This is a genomic window from Bradyrhizobium sp. HKCCYLRH2047, assembly GCF_051168175.1.
In the GTDB taxonomy this organism is placed as follows: Bacteria; Pseudomonadota; Alphaproteobacteria; order Rhizobiales; family Xanthobacteraceae; genus Bradyrhizobium.
Genome location: NZ_JBNPUM010000007.1, coordinates 1 through 24551 on the forward strand (window position 1 = coordinate 1; position 24551 = coordinate 24551).

The 24551-nt window shown below is 64.6% G+C and carries 22 protein-coding genes; 16 read left to right on the top strand and 6 right to left on the bottom strand.

Annotation, left to right across the window (positions count from 1 at the left end; genetic code table 11):
- Positions 1-279: 279 nt before the first annotated feature.
- Positions 280-699, top strand: a complete 420-nt coding sequence (locus ACQR1D_RS17670; protein ID WP_434838901.1) for a DOPA 4,5-dioxygenase family protein — start codon at positions 280-282, stop codon at positions 697-699.
- A gap of 64 nt (positions 700-763) precedes the next feature.
- On the opposite strand, the gene ACQR1D_RS17675 is transcribed toward ACQR1D_RS17670, so the two are convergent.
- The 4 genes from ACQR1D_RS17675 to ACQR1D_RS17690 form a co-directional block, all read right to left on the bottom strand.
- Positions 764-1657, bottom strand: coding sequence for an alpha/beta hydrolase family esterase (locus ACQR1D_RS17675; RefSeq protein ID WP_315802898.1), 894 nt, complete (start codon positions 1655-1657; stop codon positions 764-766).
- Positions 1654-2535 carry a sterol desaturase family protein gene (locus tag ACQR1D_RS17680; RefSeq protein WP_434838902.1) on the bottom strand — a complete coding sequence of 294 codons (882 nt, stop codon included), beginning with the start codon at positions 2533-2535 and terminating at the stop codon, positions 1654-1656. Before ACQR1D_RS17680 ends, ACQR1D_RS17675 begins: the two co-directional genes overlap by 4 nt.
- Before the next feature lie 117 nt (positions 2536-2652).
- Positions 2653-2955 carry a hypothetical protein gene (locus tag ACQR1D_RS17685; RefSeq protein ID WP_315717381.1) on the bottom strand — a complete coding sequence of 101 codons (303 nt, stop codon included), beginning with the start codon at positions 2953-2955 and terminating at the stop codon, positions 2653-2655.
- Between the two features lie 236 nt (positions 2956-3191).
- Positions 3192-4301: a polysaccharide biosynthesis/export family protein gene (locus ACQR1D_RS17690; protein WP_316237939.1), complete on the bottom strand. Its 1110-nt coding sequence runs from the start codon at positions 4299-4301 to the stop codon at positions 3192-3194.
- A 669-nt stretch (positions 4302-4970) separates the two neighbouring features.
- Between ACQR1D_RS17690 and ACQR1D_RS17695 the strand changes: the two genes are divergently transcribed.
- The 3 genes from ACQR1D_RS17695 (at position 4971) to ACQR1D_RS17705 (ending at position 7506) form a co-directional block, all read left to right on the top strand.
- Positions 4971-5297, top strand: coding sequence for a hypothetical protein (locus tag ACQR1D_RS17695; RefSeq protein WP_316180484.1), 327 nt, complete (start codon positions 4971-4973; stop codon positions 5295-5297).
- Between the two features lie 427 nt (positions 5298-5724).
- On the top strand, positions 5725-6129 hold the full coding sequence (locus ACQR1D_RS17700) for a hypothetical protein (RefSeq protein WP_315802901.1): 405 nt from the start codon (positions 5725-5727) through the stop codon (positions 6127-6129).
- A gap of 990 nt (positions 6130-7119) precedes the next feature.
- On the top strand, positions 7120-7506 hold the full coding sequence (locus ACQR1D_RS17705) for an H-NS histone family protein (protein WP_315802902.1): 387 nt from the start codon (positions 7120-7122) through the stop codon (positions 7504-7506).
- 209 nt (positions 7507-7715) lie between these two features.
- On the opposite strand, the gene ACQR1D_RS17710 is transcribed toward ACQR1D_RS17705, so the two are convergent.
- Positions 7716-9188, bottom strand: a complete 1473-nt coding sequence (locus ACQR1D_RS17710) for an undecaprenyl-phosphate glucose phosphotransferase (protein ID WP_315802903.1) — start codon at positions 9186-9188, stop codon at positions 7716-7718.
- A gap of 487 nt (positions 9189-9675) precedes the next feature.
- On the opposite strand from ACQR1D_RS17710, the gene ACQR1D_RS17715 reads away from it, so the two are divergent.
- A complete protein-coding gene (locus ACQR1D_RS17715; RefSeq protein ID WP_315802904.1) occupies positions 9676-10473 on the top strand; it encodes a glucose-1-phosphate cytidylyltransferase in 798 nt (265 codons plus the stop codon).
- Complete coding sequence (locus ACQR1D_RS17720) at positions 10470-11123, top strand: PIG-L deacetylase family protein (RefSeq protein ID WP_316237937.1); 654 nt, start codon at positions 10470-10472, stop codon at positions 11121-11123. Before ACQR1D_RS17715 ends, ACQR1D_RS17720 begins: the two co-directional genes overlap by 4 nt.
- A 112-nt stretch (positions 11124-11235) precedes the next feature.
- Here the strand turns inward: ACQR1D_RS17720 and ACQR1D_RS17725 are convergent, their stop codons facing one another.
- On the bottom strand, positions 11236-12336 hold the full coding sequence (locus ACQR1D_RS17725; protein ID WP_316180490.1) for a hypothetical protein: 1101 nt from the start codon (positions 12334-12336) through the stop codon (positions 11236-11238).
- A gap of 390 nt (positions 12337-12726) precedes the next feature.
- Here ACQR1D_RS17725 and ACQR1D_RS17730 point away from each other — a divergent pair, with 390 nt between their 5' ends.
- The 10 genes from ACQR1D_RS17730 (at position 12727) to ACQR1D_RS17775 (ending at position 24505) form a co-directional block, all read left to right on the top strand.
- Positions 12727-13764: an NAD-dependent epimerase/dehydratase family protein gene (locus ACQR1D_RS17730; RefSeq protein ID WP_434838903.1), complete on the top strand. Its 1038-nt coding sequence runs from the start codon at positions 12727-12729 to the stop codon at positions 13762-13764.
- A 61-nt stretch (positions 13765-13825) separates the two neighbouring features.
- Complete coding sequence (locus ACQR1D_RS17735; protein ID WP_315802908.1) at positions 13826-15088, top strand: class I SAM-dependent methyltransferase; 1263 nt, start codon at positions 13826-13828, stop codon at positions 15086-15088.
- A 42-nt stretch (positions 15089-15130) separates the two neighbouring features.
- A complete protein-coding gene (locus ACQR1D_RS17740) occupies positions 15131-15673 on the top strand; it encodes a dTDP-4-dehydrorhamnose 3,5-epimerase family protein (protein ID WP_316180494.1) in 543 nt (180 codons plus the stop codon).
- Between the two features lie 103 nt (positions 15674-15776).
- Positions 15777-16745 carry a phytanoyl-CoA dioxygenase family protein gene (locus ACQR1D_RS17745; protein WP_316180496.1) on the top strand — a complete coding sequence of 323 codons (969 nt, stop codon included), beginning with the start codon at positions 15777-15779 and terminating at the stop codon, positions 16743-16745.
- Between the two features lie 24 nt (positions 16746-16769).
- Positions 16770-18089 carry a DUF4910 domain-containing protein gene (locus tag ACQR1D_RS17750; RefSeq protein WP_434838904.1) on the top strand — a complete coding sequence of 440 codons (1320 nt, stop codon included), beginning with the start codon at positions 16770-16772 and terminating at the stop codon, positions 18087-18089.
- A 58-nt stretch (positions 18090-18147) separates the two neighbouring features.
- Positions 18148-19305: a glycosyltransferase family protein gene (locus tag ACQR1D_RS17755; RefSeq protein WP_434838905.1), complete on the top strand. Its 1158-nt coding sequence runs from the start codon at positions 18148-18150 to the stop codon at positions 19303-19305.
- A 174-nt stretch (positions 19306-19479) separates the two neighbouring features.
- Positions 19480-20979, top strand: a complete 1500-nt coding sequence (locus tag ACQR1D_RS17760) for a lipopolysaccharide biosynthesis protein (RefSeq protein WP_434838906.1) — start codon at positions 19480-19482, stop codon at positions 20977-20979.
- Between the two features lie 138 nt (positions 20980-21117).
- Positions 21118-22419 (top strand): glycosyltransferase family 4 protein, encoded by a 1302-nt coding sequence (locus ACQR1D_RS17765; protein ID WP_434838907.1) that lies wholly within the window; start codon positions 21118-21120, stop codon positions 22417-22419.
- Positions 22419-23477 carry a Gfo/Idh/MocA family protein gene (locus tag ACQR1D_RS17770; RefSeq protein ID WP_434838908.1) on the top strand — a complete coding sequence of 353 codons (1059 nt, stop codon included), beginning with the start codon at positions 22419-22421 and terminating at the stop codon, positions 23475-23477. Before ACQR1D_RS17765 ends, ACQR1D_RS17770 begins: the two co-directional genes overlap by 1 nt.
- Positions 23474-24505 (top strand): NAD-dependent epimerase/dehydratase family protein, encoded by a 1032-nt coding sequence (locus tag ACQR1D_RS17775; RefSeq protein WP_316216143.1) that lies wholly within the window; start codon positions 23474-23476, stop codon positions 24503-24505. The genes ACQR1D_RS17770 and ACQR1D_RS17775 overlap by 4 nt, the downstream gene beginning before the upstream one ends.
- Positions 24506-24551: the final 46 nt, after the last annotated feature.

Below are 24551 nucleotides of genomic sequence, written 5' to 3' on the forward strand. Positions count from 1 at the left end.
CTGCAAAGGACATCCCCTCTTCACACCCCAAAACAACAACGCCGCGCTGAAACCTCAGCGCGGCGTTGTCGTTTGTCTCGGTGTCGTTTGTCTCGGTGCGGTCGTTCGCGCGGCGACATACTGTCTGGGTCGAAGCTCGAGCCCTGCCGAGATCTCGAGGCCAGCGTCCGCCGGCGACGACTCGCGGCGCGGCCGAGGGCAGGCTAGCGATGCGAGGATGACCATGCCGCATCGGTTCGCCTGCGCGGCCAACGCGATTGAAATGATCGAGAGGCGCGGATGGAAACGACCTCGGCGGCGCAGCCGCATCGCCTGAGCGCAATTGCGAGCTTTCATGCCCACATCTATTTCGATGATGCCACTCGAACCGAAGCCGCACAGCTACGGCAGTGGATGGCCGACCGCTTCCTCGTGACGCTCGGGCGTTGGCATGACGCGCTGGTCGGGCCTCACGAGCGGCCGATGTATCAAGTCGCCTTCGCGGTCGACGTGTTTCCAGTGCTGGTGCCATGGCTGATGCTCAATCATGGTCGCCTCAGCGTGCTCGTGCATCCGAACACGACCGAGCCGTTGGCCGATCACACCGCGCATGCGTTGTGGATCGGATCGCCGCTCGGCATCCGCAGTGAGAATCTTCCTTCGCACGGCGAGGCAGAGCTGGCGCGTGAGCCGAACACCACGCCGACGATCGCCGCCTGAGCTCGCGTGCCCACGGGTGACCGCTCCGTCTCGTCACGCTCGGAGCCTGGGCGGACTTGCCGGATTACAGCGTGCGCGCGAGATCGAACGCGCGGAGAATGACCTCGGCGGCATCGATGTCGAAATTGCTCGGGCCGAGCAGGCGCGGCGCCAGCGGGCGGCGGCCGGGCAGGGCATGTCCGCCACCTTCGACGCGATACAGCGACACGCCGCCGATCACCTGGCAATCGCGCCAGCTGAGTTGCGTGACGGAGGTGTCGCTGGCGAGATCCCGATGCGGCAGCGCGACGGCCTGGCGCGCGCCGCAACCGTCGCGCCGCGCAAAGAACTCCGCCGTCCTGTCAGCGCTCCACACCCGGCCGCGCCCGCCGCGCAGCCCGACCTCGCCGCCGCGATAGGGCACCATCGGATCAGCCGTGCCGTTGATCATCACCACCGGCAGCGGCCGCGCGGCGCAGGGCTCGATGCCTTCAGGCATGTTGGCGATCACCGTGCCGATGCCGGCAAACAGCTCCGGCGCCTTGCAGGCCAGGGTGAAGCTCATCATGCCGCCATTCGAAATGCCGGCGAGATAGATGCGCCGGGAATCGGCTGTGCCGTCAGCGACGAGCTGCCGCACCAGGGCGCGGATGAAACCGATATCATCGGGACCGCCGGAGCGGCCGTCGCGGCCGTCATTCCATTGCCGGTTGATGCCATCGGGAAAGACCGCGGCGAAGCCATGGGCCGCCGCAGCTTCGGCAAAGCCCGTCGTGCGGGCGGTGCCGGCGCCGCTGCCGAGCGCGCCATGGAGCACGATCACGGTCGGCTGCGGCGTCCTGCCCGCGGTCATCACCAGCGCATGGCGCGGACCGTCGCTTGTGTCGATGGTGATGCCGCGCTCCGCGGCGACGGCCGTGGTCGAGACGAGCAGAACGGCCGCCATGGCGGCCATGGACGATCGGAGATGTGACGTCATGAGCATCCTTCTCGGCTGTCGGGTGACTCCCGGCGGTGGCGCTTGTCTCCGGGGGCCGCGGTCAGCACGCGCAGCCGCGTGGCCCAGTTCCGCGCCGCCGTAAGGTCGCGGGCGATCGCAATCCATTCGCCAAATGCGATCCGCAACGGATTGAAGCTCGGTTCAACGCCGACGAGGCCATAGCGCAGCGTCTCGCCGGCCGGGGCCTCGGCGAAACTGCCGAACAGCCGGTCGAAAATGATGAGCACGCCGCCATAGTTGCGATCGAGACAGGACGCGTTGGCCGCGTGGTGGACGCGGTGATGCCGCGGCGTGTTCAGCACAGATTCGAGCGGACCGAGATGCGGCGCGAGCTCGGTATGGATGAAGAACTGGTAGAGCAGATTGACGCCGAGCATGGTGATGATGGCGAGCGGATGGAAGCCGAGCAGCGCCAGCGGCAGATAGAACAGGAAATGACCGGAGATCTCGCTCGTCCAGCCGAGACGAATCGCTGCGGTCAGGTTCAGACGCGTGGAAGAGTGATGCACGGCATGCGTGGCCCACAGCCAGCGAACCCGATGCGAGGCGCGATGGTGCCAGTAATAGACGAACTCGCTGGCGAGAAACAATGCGAGCAGGGCCAGCGGCCGGCTCGGATCGAAATCGAAGATCCTGTGGCGATAGGCGATGATGAAGGGAACGGCCGCGACGAGCGCGACCATTGCGCGGATCAGGTGCTGTCCGACCGCGACGGCGAACGAGGCTGCGGTCTCACGCAGGTCGTGAGTCTCGCGGCCGGCGAGCCGGCTGAGCCCATATTCCAGCGTCATGAAGCCGATCGCCGTCAGCAGCACGATCATGCGCGTCGACGGGGGCAGGGAAGAGAGGATGGGCATGGCGCGTGTCCGGCGTCATCGGATGGAGACGGCGCGCCGGCCCGCTCCGGAACAGCAGGCGGACCGGCGATGTCAATGCTTCCGGAGGGCCGCGGCCAGCGGCGCCGCGGCGTCCGCTCAGCGCGTGACGGTGCGGCTGTAGCTGTAGGAATTGCCGCGCGGTCCCGTGCCCTGGCCCTGCCGGGTGCAGCTGCCGTCGCTGCAGCTCGCGGAGCCGGAGCGCGACCAGCTGCGGCCGGCGGGACCTGTGCCGCCACCCTGCCAGGCGCAGGCGCCGCCGGAGCAGCTGCCGGAGCCGCCAAATGAGGTGGTGCCGCGCGGTCCGGTGACCGAGCCGCTGCGGGTCCAGGCATTCGCGTCGACCGCTGCTGCCGCCGAAAGCACTGCCACGAGCAGAAATGTCGCGATGGATGTCTTCACGTCAGTCTCCCAATTCGTTCGCGCGGGCGATCGCGTCGCCTGCAGAGGGATACTGCGCGTTCGATGTCGCGGCTTGATGCACCGCCGGTGTCGTTTGGTCGCGGTGATTGGCTGGATTGTAACGGCTTGTCACACGACGGCCGTCCGATGCCACGACATCGCGCGGGGCGGACTCCGGTCCGCCGCCCCCGACGCTCCGGCGCCCCTTCAGGCCGCTACCGGCCCGCCGTTGCGCTTCACCACCGGGTCTTGGTCGCCGTGTTGACGTTGATCACCGAAGTCGCCGTGTTGGACGTCGTCGTCGCCGTGGTGTTGATCAGGGTCAGAAGCTTGTAGTAGTCGACGACCTTGGCATTGGCGACGTACATCACGTCCTTGCTGCGCATCTGGAAGCCCGAAGCCAGCAGCATGCCGGAGGGATCGCGCAGGTTGATGTGATAGATCGTCGGGATGCGGTCGTAGATGAAGCGGCTGGTATCGACGCCGAGCTTCTGCAGCAGCGGGCGCTCCTCGTAGCGATACAGGAAGACCTCGGCCGGATCAGATTGCTGATCGTTCAGTCCGCCCGCCTTGCCGATCGCCTGGGCCAGCGTGAGGGTCTCGGTATCGAACGAAATCTCGGAATTGAAGCCGAAGACGTTCTGATTGAGGGCGCCGAGGGCCGTGAAAGTCGGGGATTCCCGCGTGATGTAGACGACGTCGTTCGGACGGATGAAGATGTTCTCGCGCGGATCCTGCACGACGCGGCTGAGCAGCACGCGCACGCGCTTGCCGTCCCGCTGCAGGGTCACATAGCTTTCGATGGCCTCGTGCTTCGGGCCGCCCGCACGTGCGATCACGGCCAGCAGGCGTTCGCCCACGCTGTTGAGGGCAAGCACGCCCGGCGTATTGACGTCGCCGAGCACGCTGACCACGCTGGAATGCTGCTGGTTCAGGCTGACCACGACCTGCGGCTCGAGCGCGCGCTTCTGCAGCCGGAAGACGATCTCCTGCTCGATCTGCGGCAGCGTCCGGCCGGCGGCGGTGATCTCGCCCGCATAGGGAACGCGGATATTGCCTTGCTGGTCCACCGCCTGCGCCGGCAGATCCACGAAGTTGCCCGGGCGGGCGCCGGCGGCCGTGGGCGGCGTGAACAGCCCGCCTGGGGCGGCTTCGAAAATGGAAACGTTCAGCACGTCACCAACGCCCGCGACCTGCACCGGCTTCGGCCGCTTGTCCGGGAATACGCCCTGGAACGTGATCAGATTGGGCTGCGACAGGAAGCCGATCGTTTCGGAGCTGACGTCGACCAGCGCATAGGGAAGCGCCGTGTTCGACCGCACGCTGGCCGTGGCATTGTCGTTCACGGCGTCGCTGGTCGGTCCTGTCCCGGGGAGCAAGGAACAGGCGGGCAGAAGCGCCAAGATCGCCAGGGTGAGGAGCGCGCGCGAGCGGCGGCAAAGGCCATGAAAGCTGCGCGGGTCCACTGTACTGCTGCGCACAGGAGACCCCCCGCCGCCGGTCGGCCCGGGCGGATTGATCAAGGCCTTCAAACGCGTCCCCGAATACAGCAAAAATACATTTCCCCACGCTGCTCCCTCCACCAAGAAGGGAGAACGTCCCACGTGTTTCAACCTACCCGGCGGCCATACTGGACGAAAGCGTACGGCCGTTCGGATTGGTCCGCTTTTGCCCGGCCGTGCCAATTAGGTCACAGTCTGACATCACCATATTACCGCCCCAAGCTGTCGGCGCCGCCGGAGGTCCCACGGTGAAGGGATGATCCATTCGACCTAACAGGGTCCGAACAATTTTAAGCACAAAGCCGTTGCGCAACGGTTAGCCCGAGTCGCTTGCTCGCGCAGGGGGCGACGACATCGCAGCCCGCGCAGCGCGTCGGTGAGCCGAGGCAGCCGGACAGCCGAGGGAGGCGGGACCGGCGCCGCCAAGGCGGCTGTAGCTGGCGAGATTCGAAGGCCGTGCGGGCGTCGGGACTGTAAGCGGCGGCCGGTTGTCCAAGGCCGCCGATCAAGTCTATGCTGCTGCGCCAGCCCTTGAGGCTCTTTTTGCAACGGAGCACGCAATTGTCGAACGTGATCAGGATCGCCGCAGCCGCTTTCGCGATCGCCTTCACGGGCCTATCCGATCCCGCGTCGGCGCGCGGCCTCTATCCGCTGACGGAGTGCGGGCCGGATCTCAGCAGACTCTGCCGGCTGCACGGGACATTCGAGGCCACTCCGTTTCATTATAATCTTGCGATTCATCCCGGGTGCATTCGGCGTGTCGCCGTCGAGACGCCCCAGGGCGTGCTGTACCGCCGCGCGGTGGTGTGCGGGGCGCCGGAGCGGCCCATGGTGTGGTAACCCGACCCCTTCCTCGTCGTCTCCGAAGGAGCTGGACGCTCCGCTCGGCCGAGTCATGGTCAAGCTTGGCGGCGAGGACTGATGAGGGCCGTGCTCGGCCGGTTCGGCCGCGTTCGGCAACGTCGATCGTCGCTCAGACGATTAAATGGGCAAGTTCCACACCGTATTCTTACGTAATCTAGAATTAAATTAATTGTGTAGAGACGATTCTGCACGGTCGGAGACATAAAAGGGTAGACTGAACAAACTAAAGCTTCAATTGTACCGGACGAAAGGTGCTTAAAAAGGTCTTTCTGGCAACGCGGTAGCATTTTACGGCAAACCGTAGCGAGTGCCAGAAGTATTTAATGTCTTGCTGTCAGATGGTAAATTAACTTGTCGCGAGTGGTTAATTTAATGCCGAAAATCGAATCCGTGCATCATCGCGATGACGGTTCGGCATTCGGGGAAGATGCCCTCAAAACTCGCCAACGAGTGGGGTCCGTCCTTGTGTGACGAGCTTGGTGCCGCGTTGATTGAGGATATTGAGATGGATGGCGGCGGTCGCGCTTTGAATGCCGTCCTGAAATCGCTGAATAAAATACGCCTTGCCAAATTACGTTTCGGCCGGCCAAGGTCGGGCCGTTCGCAGCAATCCGTGCTGCGGTCGCAGATCGAGCTTTGTGATGTCCTGCTCGATGAGATCCAATCCATCAGCACCAGCCTCGGCAAACGCGCGAAGAAGTCCGCGGCACCCAGGCGTCGCCCGATGGCCACGCGGCACGGCCGCGGGACGGCGCACGTGATTCCGCCCCGGCCGGCGGTGCCGGGTCGAACCAGGCAGCAGAAATAATCGCATCGGAATTTGATCGCTGCGGCGGCCGGCCGTCATGGCCGCGCCGCTTGCCGGCGCGAGGCGACAGCCGCTCGGCATTGACCCTGATGACGCGTCAGGTCGCCCCGTGCTGCTGTCGGCGGCCGCTCGACGGCCGGACGTCATCTGGACGTCCTTCAGCCGTCGTGTCGGGCAAGGACGGCGCTCCAAGACGGGCCCGAAACCATATCGCGGCGAGCCATGCGATGCGGCCGCTTCACCTGGCGCACAGGCCGCTGATGTCGCCTCCACGGACGATGACTTTGGACAACGGGTTTTCGGGATCGGCCGCCGGGTGTCCGCAGCCGTCCTCAACCTCACGGCCGATCGCAGCGGCAGTTAGTTCCGCTGCCGGTGTGTGCCTGTCTGACGCCGCGCGCCCCGCTGTCGGCGCGACGTGCGCAAGTCTGATCTGCGTGAGCGCACCTGAAGGATCCAATATTTAGGGAAGGCGTTTGATTCGCCGGAACGATGTCGGCTGCTTTGCGGCATATTCACGGTGGCGTGCTCAATTAAACCCGGTGGCGGCATTTTGTGCGCATGCAAAAATATCTCGATCCGGGTCTTCAGGGTGCTCGCTCGAAAAGGTTGTAAGTCCGTCGCGGCAGCTTTGAAAACCATGTCGTGGTGAGAATGTCAGCTATCAAATACGCGCAAGTTCGATCATCGAAACTACGTCACTTTGACGCGGTCTTGCCGTAGTATGCGACGAATCCGTTGCAGATCGTGTTGATTCGGTGGCTTCTTCCGGCGTGCAAACGAATGCTGCCGCAATCTCGAAGGCGGCGCGACATCGTTTCGGAAATGGGGTTGCGGGTTGAGTTTTATTTGAGTTACAACCATATGGCTTGGCCGGGTTGGTATAACTCAAATATTCAGTTTTTCCGACCGCGAGCCACTTGCGGAACGAAATACCGAATTATATGACGTTAATCCGGCAGGATAGAGATCACAGACAAAGGTCGCTGTATGTCCACCAAGAAGATCGATTTCGAGGCGATGTCTTTCGATGACCTCTGGTCTCTCCACGAGCAGATCAGTCAGATCCTTGCCGTGAGGATCACGTCGGAGAAGCGCGAGCTCGAACGTCGTCTGGCGGTTCTCAACCGCAGCCGCGGTGCCATCGAAGGTGCCGGCAGTGAGGGTGGGCAGTCCTACACCACGAGCGGCAAGGCGCGGCGCAAATATCCCCGGGTTCTCCCGAAGTATCGCAACCCGCAGACTTCCGAGACCTGGTCCGGCCGAGGCAAGCAGCCGCGTTGGCTGGTGGCGGCGATCAAGACCGGGCATCGGATCGAGGAGTTTGCGATCAATGGAGCGGCGGGCGGTTCGAAAAGTCGCCGTCAGCGGGCCTAATCGGGGCCGACTGAGTCAAGCCCGTCGATAGCCCGAGCGACGCGCAGCGTCGGTTCTGCACCTGATTCGCTCCCTCAACATCAGCGAACGACATGTGAGCGGTCTGACGCCCCCGCGTCGCGATCCGCAGTCTCGAGCCTGAGATCGGTCCGATCCGCCCGCACGGCTCCGCCGGTAGGCTTGCGATCATAATCCCTTGCGAATATGCGCTAATAGGCATTGTTGCCGCGGATCAGCTCGATCGGCGTCCTCAGCAGGATCGCGACGTCGAGCGACAGGCTCCAATTGTCGATGTACCAGAGATCGAATTCGACGCGCTGTTCGATCGACGCACGCGTGGGCGTCGGGCCGCGGCAGCCATGCACCTGCGCCCAGCCGGTCAGTCCGGGCTTGACGCGGCGACGGAATGCGTAGTTGCGCACGAGCTTGTCGAATTCGTTGTCGTGCGCCAAGGCGTGGGGGCGGGGGCCGACCAGCGACATGCTGCCGTCCAGAACGTTGAGCAGCTGCGGCAGCTCATCAATGCTGGTCCGGCGCAGCCAGGTCCCGAGCCGGGTGAACCGGCTGTCGCCGATCTGGGCCTGGACGATGGAGGGCCCGTCCTCGAGCACGGACATCGTGCGAAACTTGTAGATCTGGAACGCCCGGCCGTTGAATCCGCAACGCTGCTGCCGGAACAGCACCGGTCCGGCCGAGTCGAGCTTGATGGCGATCGCCACCAGCAGCAGCAGCGGCGACATCAAGGTCAGCGCGATGCCGGCCAGCATGACATCCATGAGCCGCTTGGTGGCGTGTTCGAGCGGGCTCAGCAGGCCGCGCTGCAGCTCGATGGAGACGGCATTGCCGAGCTCGCGGCACGGCCGCTTGAAGATGTCCGACGCCGCTCCGACCGGCACGAAGCTCACTGGAAACGGCAGGACTCTCAGCTCGGCGCCGAGCGTGCGCAGGTCGGACAAGGGTTCGGGATTGGCGCCGACGACGATCTCTTCGATGTCGGAGCCGCGCACATAGTCGATCACGCTGGACACGATCCGCTGCCGCTGATCCGGATCCGCACCGGGCTCGGGAAGCAGGAAATGCCGCTGGACGCGAAAGCCTGTGTCGGTGAGCACCTGGGTCAGCCCGGCGTTGTCCTTGCTTGCTTCATCGGTGATCAGAACGATGTTTCGGCCCGAGAACCGTCTCTCCGCCAAGCCCTTTGCCAGCAGATATGCGGTGGTGCGGCGATGCAGGATCAGCGCCGCGAGCCCGAACATCGCGAAGACGATGCTCGTGCCGCGCGAGAATTCGCTGCCGATCTTGAGCGCAAACAGGGCGCCGGCCAGCACGAGGAACGCCGTGACCCAGGTCAGGCAGGCCGCGCGGATCTGGCGCGGCAGGATCAGCAGCTCGGCCGGCCGGTACATCCCGCGGATCTTCATCAGCGAGACGAACAGCGCCGACACGAGGATCGCCAGGCCGAGCGATTTGCTGACGTCGTTGGCGCCCGCCGCATCCTGCAGGTGATACAGAAACCCGGACAGGACGCTCGACATGGTGATCGTCGCAATGTCCGCCACGATCGCGAACGGCTCCACCGAGTCGTAGTGGACGGGCCATTTGCGGCCCTGGAACTGCCGTTCCACTAGGACGGCCGGCATGCCGTTTCGATCGAGAGTCTCGGGCTGATCCACGTAATGCATGGGATGTCGGTGTTCGAAACTCGGTTAAATAGCGATTAGCCATTTATTATATGTTTTGGCATTTAATTTAAACAATGAAAAATTGCCATTGGAATTTATTCGCGCGGTCGGATTATCCCCCGATACCTGCGTCGCGGGCAGCGTGACGCCTGACGGTGGCGCTTAGGCGCCGAAAGATACCGCCCGTGCCCGCTACGGAAGCGGCTCCGGAAAATTAAGGTAGTAAAATTAATGTTTGAGGCGACGGATATTTCGATGCTTGCCGCCAAGAATGGCATTTAAAAAGAGATATAATTGGATTATTAATCCGGTGCCGGGCGCCCGTGACGCGGGTGGCGTCCGTAGCCGACCGGATGCGGAGGGAGTTTTTCCCTGCGCGGACGGAAGGGCGACACGAGGGCACGGCGAGCTGTCGTCGAGGCCCGCCGGCGAGGTTGAAGATAGTGCTGCTCATTTCAGAGATTGAGAACCCGAAGGACGTCGCGCCATGAAGGTCGTATTGTTCTGTGGAGGACTCGGGACGCGGATCCGGGAATATTCCGAGAGCATTCCGAAGCCGATGATTCCGATCGGCCACCAGCCGATCCTCTGGCACGTCATGCAGTATTACAGCCAGTACGGGCACCGGGATTTCGTTCTGTGCCTGGGCTACAAGGCTAATGTGGTGAAGGACTATTTCCTGAACTACAATCAGGCGGCGACCACCGACTGCACGATCTCGCAGTTCGGCAAGAAGGTCGAGCTATTGGGCGACCGCCCGCCGGACTGGCGGGTGTCGCTGGTCGACACCGGCATCTGGCGCAACATCGGCCAGCGACTGCGGGCCGTCCGGCACCTGGTCGAGGGCGAGGAGATCTTTCTCGCCAACTACAGCGACGGCCTGACGGACGCGCCGCTGCCGGAGATGATCGATCGCTTCAAGCGTAGCGGCAAGATCGGCTGCTTCATCGCCATCCATCCGCCGATCAGCTTTCACCTCGCCGAATTCGACGCCGACGGCACCGTGGGCCGCATGGCCGCGAGCAACGATTCCGATATCTGGATCAACGGCGGCTACTTCATCTTCCGCAAGGAGATATTCGACTACATCGAGGAAGGGGACGAGCTCGTCGTGCAGCCGTTCAAGCGGCTGATCGACCGCGGCGAGTTGATGGCCTACCGCTACGAAGGGTTCTGGCGGGCCATGGACACGCTCCGCGACCGCCAGGTGCTCGAGGAGATGATCGAGCGCGGCGACACGCCCTGGCATCTCGGCTCCAGTCTTCCGGCGGTGGTGAACGGATGAGGGCGTTGCAGCTCGCCGGTCGCGGCGACCGGCTGTCGGTCCTGTGTCTCGGCGCGCATTCCGACGACATCGAGATCGGGGCCGGAGGCACGCTGCTCTCGTGGCTCGACCAGGGCATCCGCCTGGATGTTCATTGGTGCGTGCTCAGCGGCAATGGCGAGCGCGGCGTCGAGGCGCGGGCGTCGGCCGATGATTTCCTCGCCGAGGTCGCCAGCCGCAATCTCGAGATCATGCAGTTCCGCGACGGCTTCTTCCCCGAGCAGGGCGAGGAGATCAAGGCCTGGTTCGAGCAGCTCAAGGGCCGGATCAATCCGGACGTCATTCTCGCGCACCGCCGCGACGACGCCCATCAGGACCATCGGCAGGTCAACCGCCTGGTCTGGAACACATTCCGCGATCATCTCGTCCTGGAATACGAGATTCCGAAATGGGACGGCGATCTCGGACGGCCCAACGTCTACATGCCCCTCTCCGAGCGGATCATGAAGCGGAAGGTCGCGCTGCTGATGACGCATTTCGGCAGCCAGCGCTCCAAGCAATGGTTCGATCCGGAAACGTTCATGGGCCTGGCGCGGTTGCGGGGCATGGAATGCCGCGCCGCCGAGCGCTACGCCGAGGCCTTCGTCGCGCGCAAGCTATCACTGGGGTGAACGGCGGCTGAAGCCGCCGCCTCGCCGCGAGGCCCTCGCACACGGTCTATCCATGCCCTATGGGCGAGGCGATGAGCGGCGCCCGGCCGCTTTGCCCGGCGGCGGCCTGCCGTCAGCCGGCCGCCCGCCGCGGAAGTTCGACGATCTCCTCTGCCGGCGGACGCTCGATCGCGGTGGCCGGCACCTTCTCCAGCCAGACCTCGCGCCACCATGCATAGATGCCGCGCGGGCAGAACAACCGGTTCTCGCTGTAGCGCGACTGGCAATAGACGCCGTCGAGGATGACGGCCGGTGTCTTCATCCGCCGGATGTAGCCGGTGCGCTCGTCGATGAACTTTTCGACCCGCGTCCGTACCCGGAACACCTTTCCGCAATAGGGCACCATCTCGGCGTCGAAGCCCATGCCGCGGTTGTTGGTCTGCTTGTCGATGGTGGCCAGGATCTCCTGGTGCGGGCGCACGCGGACGAGATCGCCGGGCTGCAGCCCGAGATCGGCGATCGGCGCGTCCTTGTCGGTCAGGAGGACGCCGCGCTTGCGCGGGAACGGTACGCCGCCCCACAGCGACTGGATGCGGTCGTAGATCCAGCGCGCGGGCCGGCCGAGCCGCGGACGGCGGGCCATGGTGGCGCCGACATAGGCGAAGTAGAGGAGGCCCTTGAACATCTTCGCGAGCGAGACATTGCCGGACGCGATGTCCTCGGCGTACTGCCGGGCATCCCACCATTTGAGCGGCTGGGTGTAGGTCGGGAGCTCGGTCGCCTGGCAGGCATAGCGGGGGCCTTTTCCCGGCTGCTGGTCCGGCGACTTGGTCGCATCCCACACCGCGCGCACCGTGCATCCGCCGGGCGGTTGAAGCGCAGCGGCGCGGTCCGGGATGGCCGCGGCGGGCTTGGCCGGATCGACCGGGGTCAGCCACGCCTCTTTCCAGAAGATCAGGCAGGCCGCCTGGCAGCCGCCATAGGCCTCGCCGTCGCAGCGATGCTCGAGATGCACGGCGTTGGGGAGGCGCCGTCCGAGCCACTCGCCGGTGTTGTATCCGGTGACCGTGTCGCAGGTCTTGTGGGCGCGCTTGTAGACCTGGAAGCGCTGGCCGCACCATTTGAACATCTGCGGCATGAACGGCAACCCTTCGAGGCGCCCGTTGGCATCGAGCGTCGCCAGGATCTCTTCCTTGCTGCGCACTTCGACCCAGTCGCCGGCGGATAGTGTCATGCTCTGTCTTTCAATGCTTCAATCAATGCGTCATCAGGCCGGGGCGTTCCCGCACGCGGGACGTCCTCATTTCCATGGATCGAATTAAAGCTGCCGAGATTTGCGGTCAACATTTGTTCCTATTGTGGCATTATTTAATTTGGTGGAATAAATTAAATGGGAGAGGTTGCCTGATGCCGCATCGATCGGCGCCGTCCGGATGGGGCACGGTAACAGGCGGATCGAGATGGCGGAGAAGGGATTTTTACCGAGTTTTGCGTATCCCGCCGGAGAAGGCGGGCGGCACCGCCGCTGCCGACGGATTCACTGGACGCCGGCTGGAATATTAAATTATAATCGATTGCAGGTGATTTAAATTTTGTTTTGGTTGGTATCGTAGAGGGTGAGATTTTGAAGGTCCTGATCACCGGAAACATGGGCTATGTGGGTCCGGTCGTCGCGCGGCATCTGCGGGCGCAGCGCCCGGATGCGACGCTGCACGGCTTCGACAACGCCTATTTCGCGCACTGCCTGACCGGAGCGCCCGTCGTTCCCGAGCGATATCTCGACGAGCAGATCCATGGCGACGTTCGCGACATGTCGCTCGACCTCCGCGGCTATGATGCCGTGGTCCAGCTGGCGGCGATCTCCAACGATCCGATGGGCAATCGCTTCCAGCAGGTGACGCTCGACATCAACCAGAACACCACCGTGTCGCTTGCCAGGAAAGCTGCGGCGGCCGGTGTGAAGAATTTCGTGTTCGCGTCGAGCTGCAGCGTCTACGGCATCGCCGACGGACCGCCGCGCAAAGAGGGCGATCCTCTCAATCCCATCACGGCCTACGCCAAGTCGAAGATCGGATCGGAGCAGGAGCTCGCCGCGATCGACACCGGCATGACCATCACCTGTCTGCGCTTTGCGACCGCCTGCGGCATGTCGGATCGGCTGCGGCTCGACCTCGTCCTCAACGATTTCGTGGCCTGCGCGCTCACCCGCCGCCAGATCAGCGTGCTCTCCGACGGCACGCCGTGGCGCCCCCTGATCGACGTGGCCGACATGGCGCGGGCGATCGACTGGGCGATCGACCGGCCGGCGGCGACGGGCGGCCGCTTCCTCACCATCAATGCCGGCTCGGACGACCGCAACTACCAGGTCAAGGATCTCGCCAACGCGGTGGCCGCGCGCGTGCCGGGGACCAGCGTGTCGATCAACACCTCCGCGCCGGTGGACAGCCGCTCCTACAAGGTCGATTTCGGCCTGTACCGCTCGCTGGCCCCCGATCATCAGCCGCAGGTCACCCTGGACCAGTCGATCCAGAACCTTGTCGATGGTCTCAAGAGGATGCAGTTCAAGGATGCCGAGTTTCGCTCGTCCGATCTGATCCGTCTCAAGGTCCTGCAGGACCACATGGAGACGGCCCGGATCAACGACAGGCTGCAATGGACGTGATCGCGCCGGCCGCGCCGGGCAGATGCTCGCCTCAGCCGGCAAGGACAGTGACGGAGACACCATGGAACTGACCCTTCCCACCGCCGTCGGCGTCGCGCCCAAGTGCCGGCACTGCGGCGACGACCTGACCCTCAAGCTGATCGATCTCGGCGCCTCGCCGGTCGCGAACGACTACATCGATCCGGCCAACTACATGCGGGCGGAGCCGTTCTATCCGCTGGAGACCTTCGTCTGCCGCGAGTGCCGTCTGGCGCAGACGCGCGACCTCCTGGCCGCGTCCGAGATCTTCCGCGCCGACTATGCCTATTTCTCCTCGCACTCGACCTCATGGCTCGAGCACGCGCGCCGCTATGTCGAAGCCATGGCCGATCGCTTCAAGCTCGGCCCGGCCTCGCGGCATGTCGAGATCGCGTCGAATGACGGCTATCTGCTGCAATACTCGCTCCAGAAGGGCATCAACTGTCTCGGCGTCGAACCCTGCGAAAGCGTTGCGCTGGCCGCGCGCGCCAAGGGCATCGAGACCCGGGTCGAATTCTTCGGCCGCGACTATGCGACCCGTCTCCGGGAGGAGGGCTGGTCGGCCGATCTCCTCACGGCCAACAACGTGCTCGCGCACGTTCCCGACATCAACGACTTCGTCGGCGGCGTCAAAATCCTGCTGGCGCCGGAGGGCGTCGCGACCTTCGAGGTCCAGCACCTGCTGACCTTGATGCAGCGGCATCAGTTCGACACCATCTATCACGAGCATTTCTCGTATCTGTCGCTGATCGCGGGCCTGCGCATCTTCGCCCAAGCGGGCCTGCGGGTGTTCGACGTCGAGCTTCCGGAGACGCATGGCGGCTCGATCAGGTTCTTCGTCTGCCACGCGGAGGCCGCTCATGCGGAGAGCCCGAACGTTGCCGATGTCCTGGCGCGGGAGCGGGCCTATGGGCTGCATGACGATGCCATCTACATGGCCTGGAACGAGCAGGTCAAAGAGACCAAGCGTGCGCTGCTCGAATTGCTGACGGCGCTCAAGCGCGACAACAAGAAGATCGTCGGCTACGGTGCCCCGGCGAAGGGTGTGACGCTGCTGAATTATTGCGGCATCCGCACCGATTTTCTCGACTTCACGGTCGATCGCGCCCCGTCCAAGCAGGGCCGCTATATGCCGGGTGTGCGCATTCCGATCCTGCCGCCGGAAGCGATCTTCGAAGCCAGGCCGGATTACGTCCTGATCCTGCCGTGGAACATCAAGAGCGAGATCAAGGCACAGATGGCGGCGATCCGCGACTGGGGCGGCCGCTTCATCGTGCCGGTCCCCAAGGCGACGATCGAGGAGTAGAGCAGGGCATTGCCGCACCATATGCGCGAAGAGTGTTGAGCCATGAGGTTTGTCCCGCTTGGACGGTCGGATGCGCGGCTGATCGAGCTGACCGTTCGCTCCGACGAGCGCGGCAGCTTCACGCGGACCTGGTGCGCGAAGACTTTTGCCGAGCAGGGCATCGCGTTCGTCCCTATGCAGGGCAACAGCTCGGTGACGCGTCTCCGCGGCAGCGTCCGCGGCATGCATTTCCAGCGTGCGCCGAAGCCTGACGCCAAGATCGTCCGCTGCAGCGCCGGGCTGATCCATGACGTCATCGTCGACATCAGGCCGAACTCGCCGACGCGCGGCGAGGTCTATGCCTGCGAGCTCGGCCCCTCGACGGCGCGGATGCTCTACGTTCCCGCCGGTTTTGCCCATGGATTCCAGACGCTGACCGACGACGTCACGGTCGAGTATCTGATGGGCGAAGACTATGTCGAGCAGCTCTCGGACGGCTTCCGGCACGACGATCCGATGATCGGCATCCGATGGCCGCAGCCGGTGACGGTGTTGTCAGCCAAGGATGCCGCTTGGCCCTCGCTTGCCGAACGGGGTCTTTGGTGAAGCAGCATGACGACAGCGCGGTATCCTGGGGGAGGGATCTGGCGGCCACGGAGCGGCCCGATCGTCTCGAACGTTCTGACGATTTGTCGAGGAGGATCACGGAATGACGAACATTTTCGTTGATGCCACGATGCCCGATGACGAGCGGCGCCAGAAACTGTATCAGGGCGCGCTGTTCCTGCATTCGCCGACGCCCTCGCTCAATGCGCTGGTCGCGTTCGCCAGGGAGCTGATCGAGGAGGCGTTTCATCCCTATGATCCCCGAACGGCGCAATTCGAGCTCCCGGTCGAGCGCTACGTCGAGATCCTCGCCAGGCTGAAGCCGTTCTTCATCCATCACGCCCGGTCGAAGGAGCTGGTGCAGGGCACGCTCCGCGAGTTCGGCTGCGATCCCGAGTTGACCTATTTCGACGTGCCGCGGCTGCGGTCGGCAACCAGCAACGACTATCTCACCACCGGGATCGCGTTCGCATTCCACCCTCATCGCGACACCTGGTACTCGGCGCCGCCGTGCCAGCTCAATTGGTGGCTGCCGGTGTATGACATCGCGCCGGACAACGGCCTTGCATTTCATCCGCGCTATTTCGATGAAGCGATCAAGAACGGCTCCAGGACCTATAACTACTACGAGTGGAACAGGACCTCGCGTGCGTCGGCGGCGCAGCACATCAAGACGGATACACGGGTGCAGCCGAAGCCGGAGCAGGAGATTGCACTGGATCCGCAGATCCGGGTGATCGCGCCGAGTGGCGGCGTCACAATCTTCTCCGGAGCGCATCTGCATTCGTCCGTCCCGAACACCTCGGGCGTGACGCGCTTCAGCATCGATTTCCGTACCGTGCATTTTGCCGATGTCAGCAGCCGGCGCGGCGCCGTCAACATCGACTCGGAATCGACCGGCACGAACCTGCGCGACTTCCTGCGGGTGGCCGATCTCGCGCGGCTGCCCGAGGAGATCGTCACGCCATACGATCAGGTGGAAGCTCCGGCGGAGCATCTGGTCTACCAGCCGACGATCGTGCCGCTGCCGGCCGGCGATCTCGCGGCCGATGCCGCGCAGGCGTCGGCCTAACCGATGAAGTAGGGCTGACGCGTCATGCTGGACATCCTCAAATCCCCGGCTGGTCCGAGAACGCCGGCGATCGATCTCCACGATCTGGTCGCCGAACTGTTTCCGATCAACCGCAGCCTCACCGGGGCGGGTGTCCGTCAGACGCTCGGCATCGTCGCGCGGAATGTCGGGCTTGCGATTCACGAGGTGCCGTCCGGCACGCCGGTCCTGGACTGGCACGTGCCGGCAGAGTGGAACATTCGTCGCGCGACGATCTCGACCCTGTCGGGCCGCGTTCTCGTCGACTTCGCCGACAACAATCTGCACGTGATGGGCTACAGCAAGCCAGTCCAGGCGGTGCTCAGCCGTGCCGAGCTTGCCAAGCACGTCCATACCTTGCCGGACCAGCCTGATCTCATTCCCTACCGGACCGGCTACTATGCCGACGATTGGGGCTTCTGCCTGCAAGATCGTCTGTGGCGGGGGATGACGGACGACAGCTACCGCGTCGAGATCGACAGCGAGCTCTCGCAGGGGGCGTTGACCTACGGCGAATTCTTCGTCCCCGGGCAGACGGACAAGGAAGTCCTGATCACCTGCCATATCTGTCACCCGAGTCTCGCCAACGACAATCTCTCAGGGATTGCCGTCATGACGGCGCTGGCGATGCGGCAGGCGCAGCAGCCGCGCCGACTCGGATACCGATTTCTGTTCCTGCCGGCGACCATCGGCGCGCTCGCGTGGCTCGACCGCAACGAGCGGAATCTCGGACGTGTTGAACACGGCCTCGTCCTCACCTGTCTCGGCGATTCCAGTGGATTTCACTACAAGCAGAGCCGGAGCGGGGCGAGCATCGATCGCGCCGTCGCGCATGTCCTGAAGCACTCAGGCCATCCTCATGAGATTCTGCCATTCAGCCCCTATGGATATGACGAGCGGCAGTTCTGCTCGCCGGGATTCGATCTGCCGGTCGGGTGCCTGATGCGCGGCGTGCACGGCACGTTTCCCGAATATCACACCTCGGCGGACAATCTGGATTTCGTCAAGCCGGACTGTCTCGAGCAGTCCTACGCGGTCATCGAGGAGGTGCTGGATCTGCTCGATCGCGACCGCATCTATGAGCGCGTCGATGGGCGAGGGGAGCCGCAACTGGGACGGCGCGGCCTGTATCGCGCGATTGCCGGCCAGCGCGAGGCGGGCGGGGCGACGCAGATGGACCTTCTATGGGTCCTCAACCTCGCGGATGGCAGGCACAGCCTGCTCGACATGGCAATCCGGGCCGACGTTCCGTTCGCGCGCATCGAGGCCGCTGCGCGGATCGCGCTGGACGCCGATCTCATCAGAACACCGGTTTCATCATCGTGACGTCGCCGCCTTCGTACAGCACCGTGCAAGTGGTCCAACAACACCAGAGTGAGGCGTCATGAGTTCGCAGCCGGGCAAGCCCCGTATCGCCGTCTTCTCACTCCGAAACATCTTCGGCAAAGCCCTCAACCGCGGTCCTCATGTCGAGTTCGAGGACATCATCTGCGAGGTCGATTCCGCCGAGCTGTTCGCGCCCGAACTCGACCCGTCGAGCCGACGGGCGAGCTTCGCGACCCGGCTGGGCTACCACGCGCCCGTGCTGCTGAATCCCGGGCTCACGCGGATCAAGCCGCAGCAGCAATACGACGTTCTGTTCGCGATCTGCGGGTTCCCGCAGGACCTGATCATGTTCGACGCGATCGAGGATCTGAGAGGTGCGTGCGGGACCTCGGTGTGTCTGCTGGACGAGCTCTGGATCAAGGAGATCGCCAAGCACCGGCATTTCCTGAAGATCCTCGCCAAGTTCGATGTCGTGATGCCGTTCCAGATCGGCACGGTGAAGCCGCTCGGCGAGGAGATCGGCAAGGCTTGCGTGCATCTTCCGCTCGCCATCGACGCGATCCGCTTTTGTCCCTATCCCGATCCGCCCGAGAGGGTCATCGACGTCTTCAGCATGGGGCGTCGCTCCCGTGTCACCCACCAGTCGCTGCTCGCGATGGCGCAGCAGAGCGGCCTGTTCTATCTCCACGACACGATCGGCGGCAGCCAGGCCATCGACCTCCGGGAGCACCGGACGCAGATGGCAAACCTCGCCAAGAGAAGCAGGTATTTTCTGGTCAATCCCGGCAAGTTCGACGAGCCGCAGGAGACCGGGCGGCAAGTCGAGTTCGGCTACCGGTATTTCGAGGGCGCGGCGGCGGGCGCCATCATGCTCGGCGAGCGTCCCGACAATGACCTGTTTCCGCGGCTGTTCGATTGGTCCGAGGTGATGATCGACGTGCCGCACACATCGCCCGACATCGACCGGGTCATCAGGGAGCTGGACGGCGATCCGGTCCGCCAGGACCGGATGCGGCGAACCGGCATGGCCCAGACCTTGATGCGGCACGACTGGGTGTATCGGTGGGAGACGATCCTGGAGGCCACGGGTCTGCAGCCGATGCCGGGCCTTGCTGCCCGCAAGGATCGGCTGAAGAGGCTGGCGGAGATGGCGGCTGGCTCGGGGATGGCTCGCGAGCAGGAATTAAATCGCATGCCGGTATTGTTGGCGCAGTGACGTTTCAATCCTTTCTCCGCCACAAAGTGGCGTCATCGCTCCAGCGGCCTCCGCGAGCTATTTTATACCGGCTGCGTTTTCGACGATCGGATTTTCATTGCCCTGGACGGATCTGTTTGGCCGTGACTGGGAACCGAAAGGTTGGTTACGATGATTGAAAGCGATTGAACGGAGATGTCGGAAGCCGTCGCCGCTTACTTCGAGGAACATCGGGAATCGAGCGATCTCGGACGCCGTGCGTTGCGCGGCGGCCTGATTTCCATCGTCATCCAATACGGCAATGCCGTGCTCCAGATCGGAGCGGCCATCGTCCTGGCCCGGCTGCTCGCGCCGGAGGATTTCGGGCTCGTCGCCATCGTCACCGTGCTGACGAGCTTCGCGCCGCTGCTGATCGACTTCGGCCTGCTCGATGCCACCGCTCAGCGCAGCAGGATCACGCCGGCCCAGGTCAGCGGCCTGTTCTGGGTCAGCACCGGCATCGGCGTTGCGGTGGCGATCGTCGTCGCGGCATCCAGCCCGCTGATTGCCTGGGTCTACGGTGATCCGCGACTGGAGCCGATCGCGCTTTGCGTCGCGATCACCTTCGTGCTGTCCGGGCTGACCAACCAGCATATGGCGCTGCTCCGGCGCACGCTGCAGTTCGGTCGCATCGGCCGGATCCAATTGTTCGGCACGCTGGCAGGGACGGTTGCCGCCGTCGCCATGGCGTTCGAGGGCTACGGCTATTGGGCGCTGGTCATTCGTCCCGTCGTGACATCGATTTGCGTCGTGGTCGCCGCGTGGTCGGCCTGTCGCTGGAGGCCCGGCGTCCCCGTTTTCGATGCTGAGGTGAGGTCGATGGTCCGGTTCGGGCTGCACGTGGTCGGCTTCACCGTGGCCTATACCTTGTCGCGGGCGGTGGACCGGATCGCGCTCGGGCTGCTCTACCGGCCCGATCAGGTCGGCTACTACCAGAATGCGATGAACCTGTACGACAACTCGATCTATGCGGCGCTCAATCAGACGCATGCGGTGGGAAGCTCGGCGCTGAGCAAGCTGCAGGCGAATCCGGCTGCGCTTCGGCAGAAGTACGAGGTGGCACTCTCGATGCTGGCGTTCTTCCTGATGCCGGCGGCGGCGATCCTCTCCGTCACCGCGGAGGACCTCACCGTCGTGCTGTTGGGGCAGAAGTGGCAGGCTGCGGGCGGGCTGCTCAGCATCATTGCGCTGCGCGGCATTTCGCACGTCGTCGAGGGCTCGCAGGGCTGGCTGCATCTGTCGCTCGGGAGGGCGGACCGCTGGCAGACCTGGGGCATCATCTCTCTCTTTGCGCAGGTCGTTGCGGTGCTGGCCGGACTGCCCTTTGGGCCGGTCGGCGTCGCCTGGGGCGTCGTGGCCGGATACTCGCTGATCGCTTTGCCGTCGGTGATGTATGCCGGACGTCCGATCGGGATCGGTGCGGAACTGGTGATCCGGGCCGTCGGTCCGCAGACCGTCGGCGCCGTTGCGACTGCGGCTGCGGGCTGGTGGATGCAAGCGGCGCTTCTCGGAGCCTATCCCGCGCTCGTGCGCATGGTTCTGTCCGGCTGCTTCTGCGGCTGTCTCTATCTCGCGATCGTGGTCGGAATGTTCCGGGTCCGCGAGCCGCTCAGGATCGCAGGTACGATCATCCATGATTTCGCCGGCAGGCGCTGAGATGGAACGAAGGGGCCTCGGACAGCACCGCACGTCGCGATTAACTATCGCAATCGTTAAATGCCACATATAAAATATCCCGTGATTTAAATGCTTTAAATGGTCATGGCCCGCGACAACCACCAAGGCTTGGATGTGATGGAGGTCGAGCCTGCGCCGCCGGCGCAGCGCGATCCCGAATGGTCGGTGGCCGGTTTCGCCGACCGACGGCGGCTCAGCATCCTCTGCGTCTCGCATATGCCGGCGAGCCCGCCGCGGTTCGGGGCACAGGCGCGCATGCACGGGCTGATGACCCAGCTCGCGCGCCGCCACGACCTCACGGCGGTGATGCTGGTCGATGACGCCTTCGACATCGACGAGTGCCGGCTGGCCATGCAGTCCTATTGCCGCGACGTGGTGCTGGTGCCGAACCCTTACGGCCGCGACGGTCTCGCGAAGCGGCTGCTGCAGCTGCGCTCGCTGGTCTCGGTGCGGAGCTTCGACCGGCTGCGCGTGGCCCTGCCGGAATTGCAGCGGGTGCTGGATCGGGTGCTGCGGTCCACGCGGTTCGACATCGTCAATCTCGAATTTCCCTATCTCGGTCACTGCCTGTTCCGTCAGGCGCCGGCAGGCGCAACGCCGCCGCGGCTGATCGTGGACTCGCATGAGATCGCCTACGATCTGGCGCGGCAGTTCGCGGCCACGGGGGCGAGCCTGGGCCGCCGGCTCTATGCCGGCGCGAACTGGCGCAAGCTGCGCCGCGAGGAGATCGCAGCCTATCGCCAAGCTGACGGCGTCTATCTCTGCAGCACGGACGATGAGAAGCGTCTGCATGACGACATTCCGAACGCCCGCACGGCGGTCATCCCCAATGCCGCCGATGTCGACTTCTATCAGCCGCGCGGTACAGATCCCGCGCCCGACGGCCGTACGCTGGTCTATTTCGGCCTGCTGTCGACGGTGCCCAACATCGATGCGGTCACGCATTTCGTGCAGGACATCTGGCCCCGCATCGCCGCGCGGCACCCGGATGCGCGCTGCAAGATCATCGGCGGCCGGCCGCCGCAGGCGTTGACGGCACTGGCCGGGCCGCGGATCGAGCTGACCGGTTTCGTGCCGGACCTGCGGACGCACCTCGCCGCCGCGGCGGCGGTGATCGTCCCGCTCCGTCTCGGTGGCGGCACGCGGCTCAAGATCGTCGAGGCCATGGCGATGGGCAAGGCGATCGTCTCGACCAGCCTGGGTGCCGAGGGCATCGAGGCCATGCCCGGGCGTGACATCCTCATCGCAGACGAGCCGGATGCCTTTGCAGATGCGGTCAGCGGGCTGCTCGCCGAGCCCGATCTCGCGGCGCGGATCGGCGGCGCGGCGCGGCAGGTCGCGGTCGAGAAGTATGCCTGGAGCGCGGCGGCGCAGGCGCTGGAAGACTTTTATTGCGAGATCCTGGAGGCAAGTTCGTGATGAAGGCCGTGCTCATCGGGGCAGGGCAGATCGCCCGCCAGCATCTTGCCTGCCTCAACACCTTGCCGGGCGTTCAGCTGGCCGGCATCTGCGACCTGTCGCCAGCGACCGCGGAGGCCGCGGCCGAGCGCTACGCGATCCCGTCCTGGTTCACCGATCATCGCGCGATGCTGCAGACGGTGCGGCCCGATGTGGTGCATGTGACGACGCCGCCGACCTCGCATTTCCGGCTCGCGATGGACGCGCTGGAGGCCGGAGCACATGTGATCGTCGAGAAGCCCGCGACCTCGACCTTCGACGAGTTGCAGACCCTGACGTTGCGCGCCAAGCAGACCGGCCGCCACGTCGTCGAGGACTACAACTACGTCTTCAACCGGGCGCCGCAGGACATCCTGCGCCGGATCGAGACCGGCGAGTTCGGCGCCGTGACCCATGTCGACGTGCTGATCTGCCTCGACATCCTCGGCCCCGACGGCTTTGCCGATCCGAACTCGCCGCATCCGGCGCTCAAATTGGCGGGTGGCGCGATCGCCGACTTCCTGCCGCATCTCGCCTCGCTGTCACATGCGTTCGTCGGCCCGCACCGCAAGGCGGAGACGGTCTGGAGCAAGCGCAAGCCGTCGCCGCTGCCGTACGACGAGTTTCGCTGTGTGGTCGAAGCCGAGCGCGGCACGGCGACGCTCGGCTTCAGCGCCAGCGCTCAGCCCGACGCGTTCTGGCTGCGGGTCTATGGCGAGCGGATGCAGGCGACCGCCAATCTGTTCGAAACGCGGTTGACCTTCGATGGCCCGCGCAACGTGCCGAAGCCGCTGCGCCCGTTCTTCAGCGGATTGGAGGAGGGCCGCGACATCCGCCGCGCGGCGCTCTCGACCCTGCTGCGCAAGTTCAAGGGCCCGGGCGCCTATGAGGGGCTGTGGGAGTGTCTGGCGCGCACCTATCAGGCGCTCGGCGCGGGAACGGCCCTGCCGATCACGATCGAGGACGTCCTCGCGGTCAATCGGATGGTCGAGGCAATGAAGCCGACCGAGCAGGCGGACATGAGGGAGCTGGCGATATGAGAGCCCTGGTCACGGGCGCCAACGGTTTTCTCGGCCGGCATGTCGTCGATGCGCTGCTCGCCCGCGGTATCGAGGTTCGTGCCATGGTCCGCCCGGCGACGCGCGTCGATGCGCTCGGCTGGCCGTCGTCGGTCGACGTCGTCAGGGCCGACCTGCGCACCTCGCGCGACCTTGTCGGCGCGTTCGAGAATGTGGACGTGCTGATCCATCTGGCGGCCGTGGTCTCCGGCGGCGAGGACGCGCAATTCGCCGGCACCGTGGGCGGAACCGAGCGGCTGCTCGAGGCGATGGCGGGCAGTGCCTGCCGCCGGCTCGTGCTGTGCAGCAGCTTCTCGGTCTACGACTACACGGCGACGCGCGATGTCCTCGACGAACGCGCGCCGCTGCAGCAGACACCTGACGTCTACACCCGTGGCGGATACACCGTCGCCAAATGGTGGCAGGAGCGGGTGACGCGCCGCTACGTCGAGACGCATGGCTGGGATCTCACCGTGCTGCGTCCCGGGTTCATCTGGGGTCGCGGCCACGGCTATCTCGCCGCGCTCGGCCAGCAGATCGGACGCCACCACGTCGTGATCGGGCCGCTGACCCGCATCCCGATGACCCATGTCGAGAACTGCGCCGACGTCTTCGCGCTGGCGGCCAGGGATTCGCGGGCGATCGGCCAGACGCTGAACGTCGTGGATGGTCCCGGCGAGCGGGTCTGGTCCTATCTGTCGGACTACATGCGCGGCACCGGCGCGCGCGGCTTGCGGTTGCCCATCCCTCATTGGCTGGCCAGCAGCGTCGTGCGGCTGGCGTTTGCGACCGTGTTCAGGCGGGCCACGAAAGTGCCGGCGATCCTGACGCCCAAGAAATTCGATGCGATGCTCAAGCCGCTGCGCTTCGACAATCGCAAGCTGAGGGAGACGCTCGGCTGGACGCCGCCGCTCGACTACGAACAATGCCTGGCGCGAACCTACGGTCCGCTGCCGGCGTCGGCACCAGCGCCGGCGTCCTGGTCGTCCGGAACGGCTGCTTCCATTTGAGGGCCGACAATGGTCCAGCGATGCCCGTGCCCTGTTAGTCCGCGAT

Coding starts and splice junctions, on each gene's coding strand:
- ACQR1D_RS17695 (WP_316180484.1), top strand. CDS start 4,971: ATGCTGCTGCGCCAGCCCTTGAGGCTCTTTTTGCAACGGAGCACGCAA.
- ACQR1D_RS17750 (WP_434838904.1), top strand. CDS start 16,770: ATGCTGGACATCCTCAAATCCCCGGCTGGTCCGAGAACGCCGGCGATC.
- ACQR1D_RS17705 (WP_315802902.1), top strand. CDS start 7,120: ATGTCCACCAAGAAGATCGATTTCGAGGCGATGTCTTTCGATGACCTC.
- ACQR1D_RS17755 (WP_434838905.1), top strand. CDS start 18,148: ATGAGTTCGCAGCCGGGCAAGCCCCGTATCGCCGTCTTCTCACTCCGA.
- ACQR1D_RS17765 (WP_434838907.1), top strand. CDS start 21,118: ATGGAGGTCGAGCCTGCGCCGCCGGCGCAGCGCGATCCCGAATGGTCG.
- ACQR1D_RS17740 (WP_316180494.1), top strand. CDS start 15,131: ATGAGGTTTGTCCCGCTTGGACGGTCGGATGCGCGGCTGATCGAGCTG.
- ACQR1D_RS17770 (WP_434838908.1), top strand. CDS start 22,419: ATGAAGGCCGTGCTCATCGGGGCAGGGCAGATCGCCCGCCAGCATCTT.
- ACQR1D_RS17715 (WP_315802904.1), top strand. CDS start 9,676: ATGAAGGTCGTATTGTTCTGTGGAGGACTCGGGACGCGGATCCGGGAA.
- ACQR1D_RS17720 (WP_316237937.1), top strand. CDS start 10,470: ATGAGGGCGTTGCAGCTCGCCGGTCGCGGCGACCGGCTGTCGGTCCTG.
- ACQR1D_RS17700 (WP_315802901.1), top strand. CDS start 5,725: ATGACGGTTCGGCATTCGGGGAAGATGCCCTCAAAACTCGCCAACGAG.
- ACQR1D_RS17745 (WP_316180496.1), top strand. CDS start 15,777: ATGACGAACATTTTCGTTGATGCCACGATGCCCGATGACGAGCGGCGC.
- ACQR1D_RS17670 (WP_434838901.1), top strand. CDS start 280: ATGGAAACGACCTCGGCGGCGCAGCCGCATCGCCTGAGCGCAATTGCG.
- ACQR1D_RS17675 (WP_315802898.1), bottom strand. CDS start 1,657: ATGACGTCACATCTCCGATCGTCCATGGCCGCCATGGCGGCCGTTCTG.
- ACQR1D_RS17710 (WP_315802903.1), bottom strand. CDS start 9,188: ATGCATTACGTGGATCAGCCCGAGACTCTCGATCGAAACGGCATGCCG.
- ACQR1D_RS17760 (WP_434838906.1), top strand. CDS start 19,480: ATGTCGGAAGCCGTCGCCGCTTACTTCGAGGAACATCGGGAATCGAGC.
- ACQR1D_RS17775 (WP_316216143.1), top strand. CDS start 23,474: ATGAGAGCCCTGGTCACGGGCGCCAACGGTTTTCTCGGCCGGCATGTC.
- ACQR1D_RS17725 (WP_316180490.1), bottom strand. CDS start 12,336: ATGACACTATCCGCCGGCGACTGGGTCGAAGTGCGCAGCAAGGAAGAG.
- ACQR1D_RS17680 (WP_434838902.1), bottom strand. CDS start 2,535: ATGCCCATCCTCTCTTCCCTGCCCCCGTCGACGCGCATGATCGTGCTG.
- ACQR1D_RS17735 (WP_315802908.1), top strand. CDS start 13,826: ATGGAACTGACCCTTCCCACCGCCGTCGGCGTCGCGCCCAAGTGCCGG.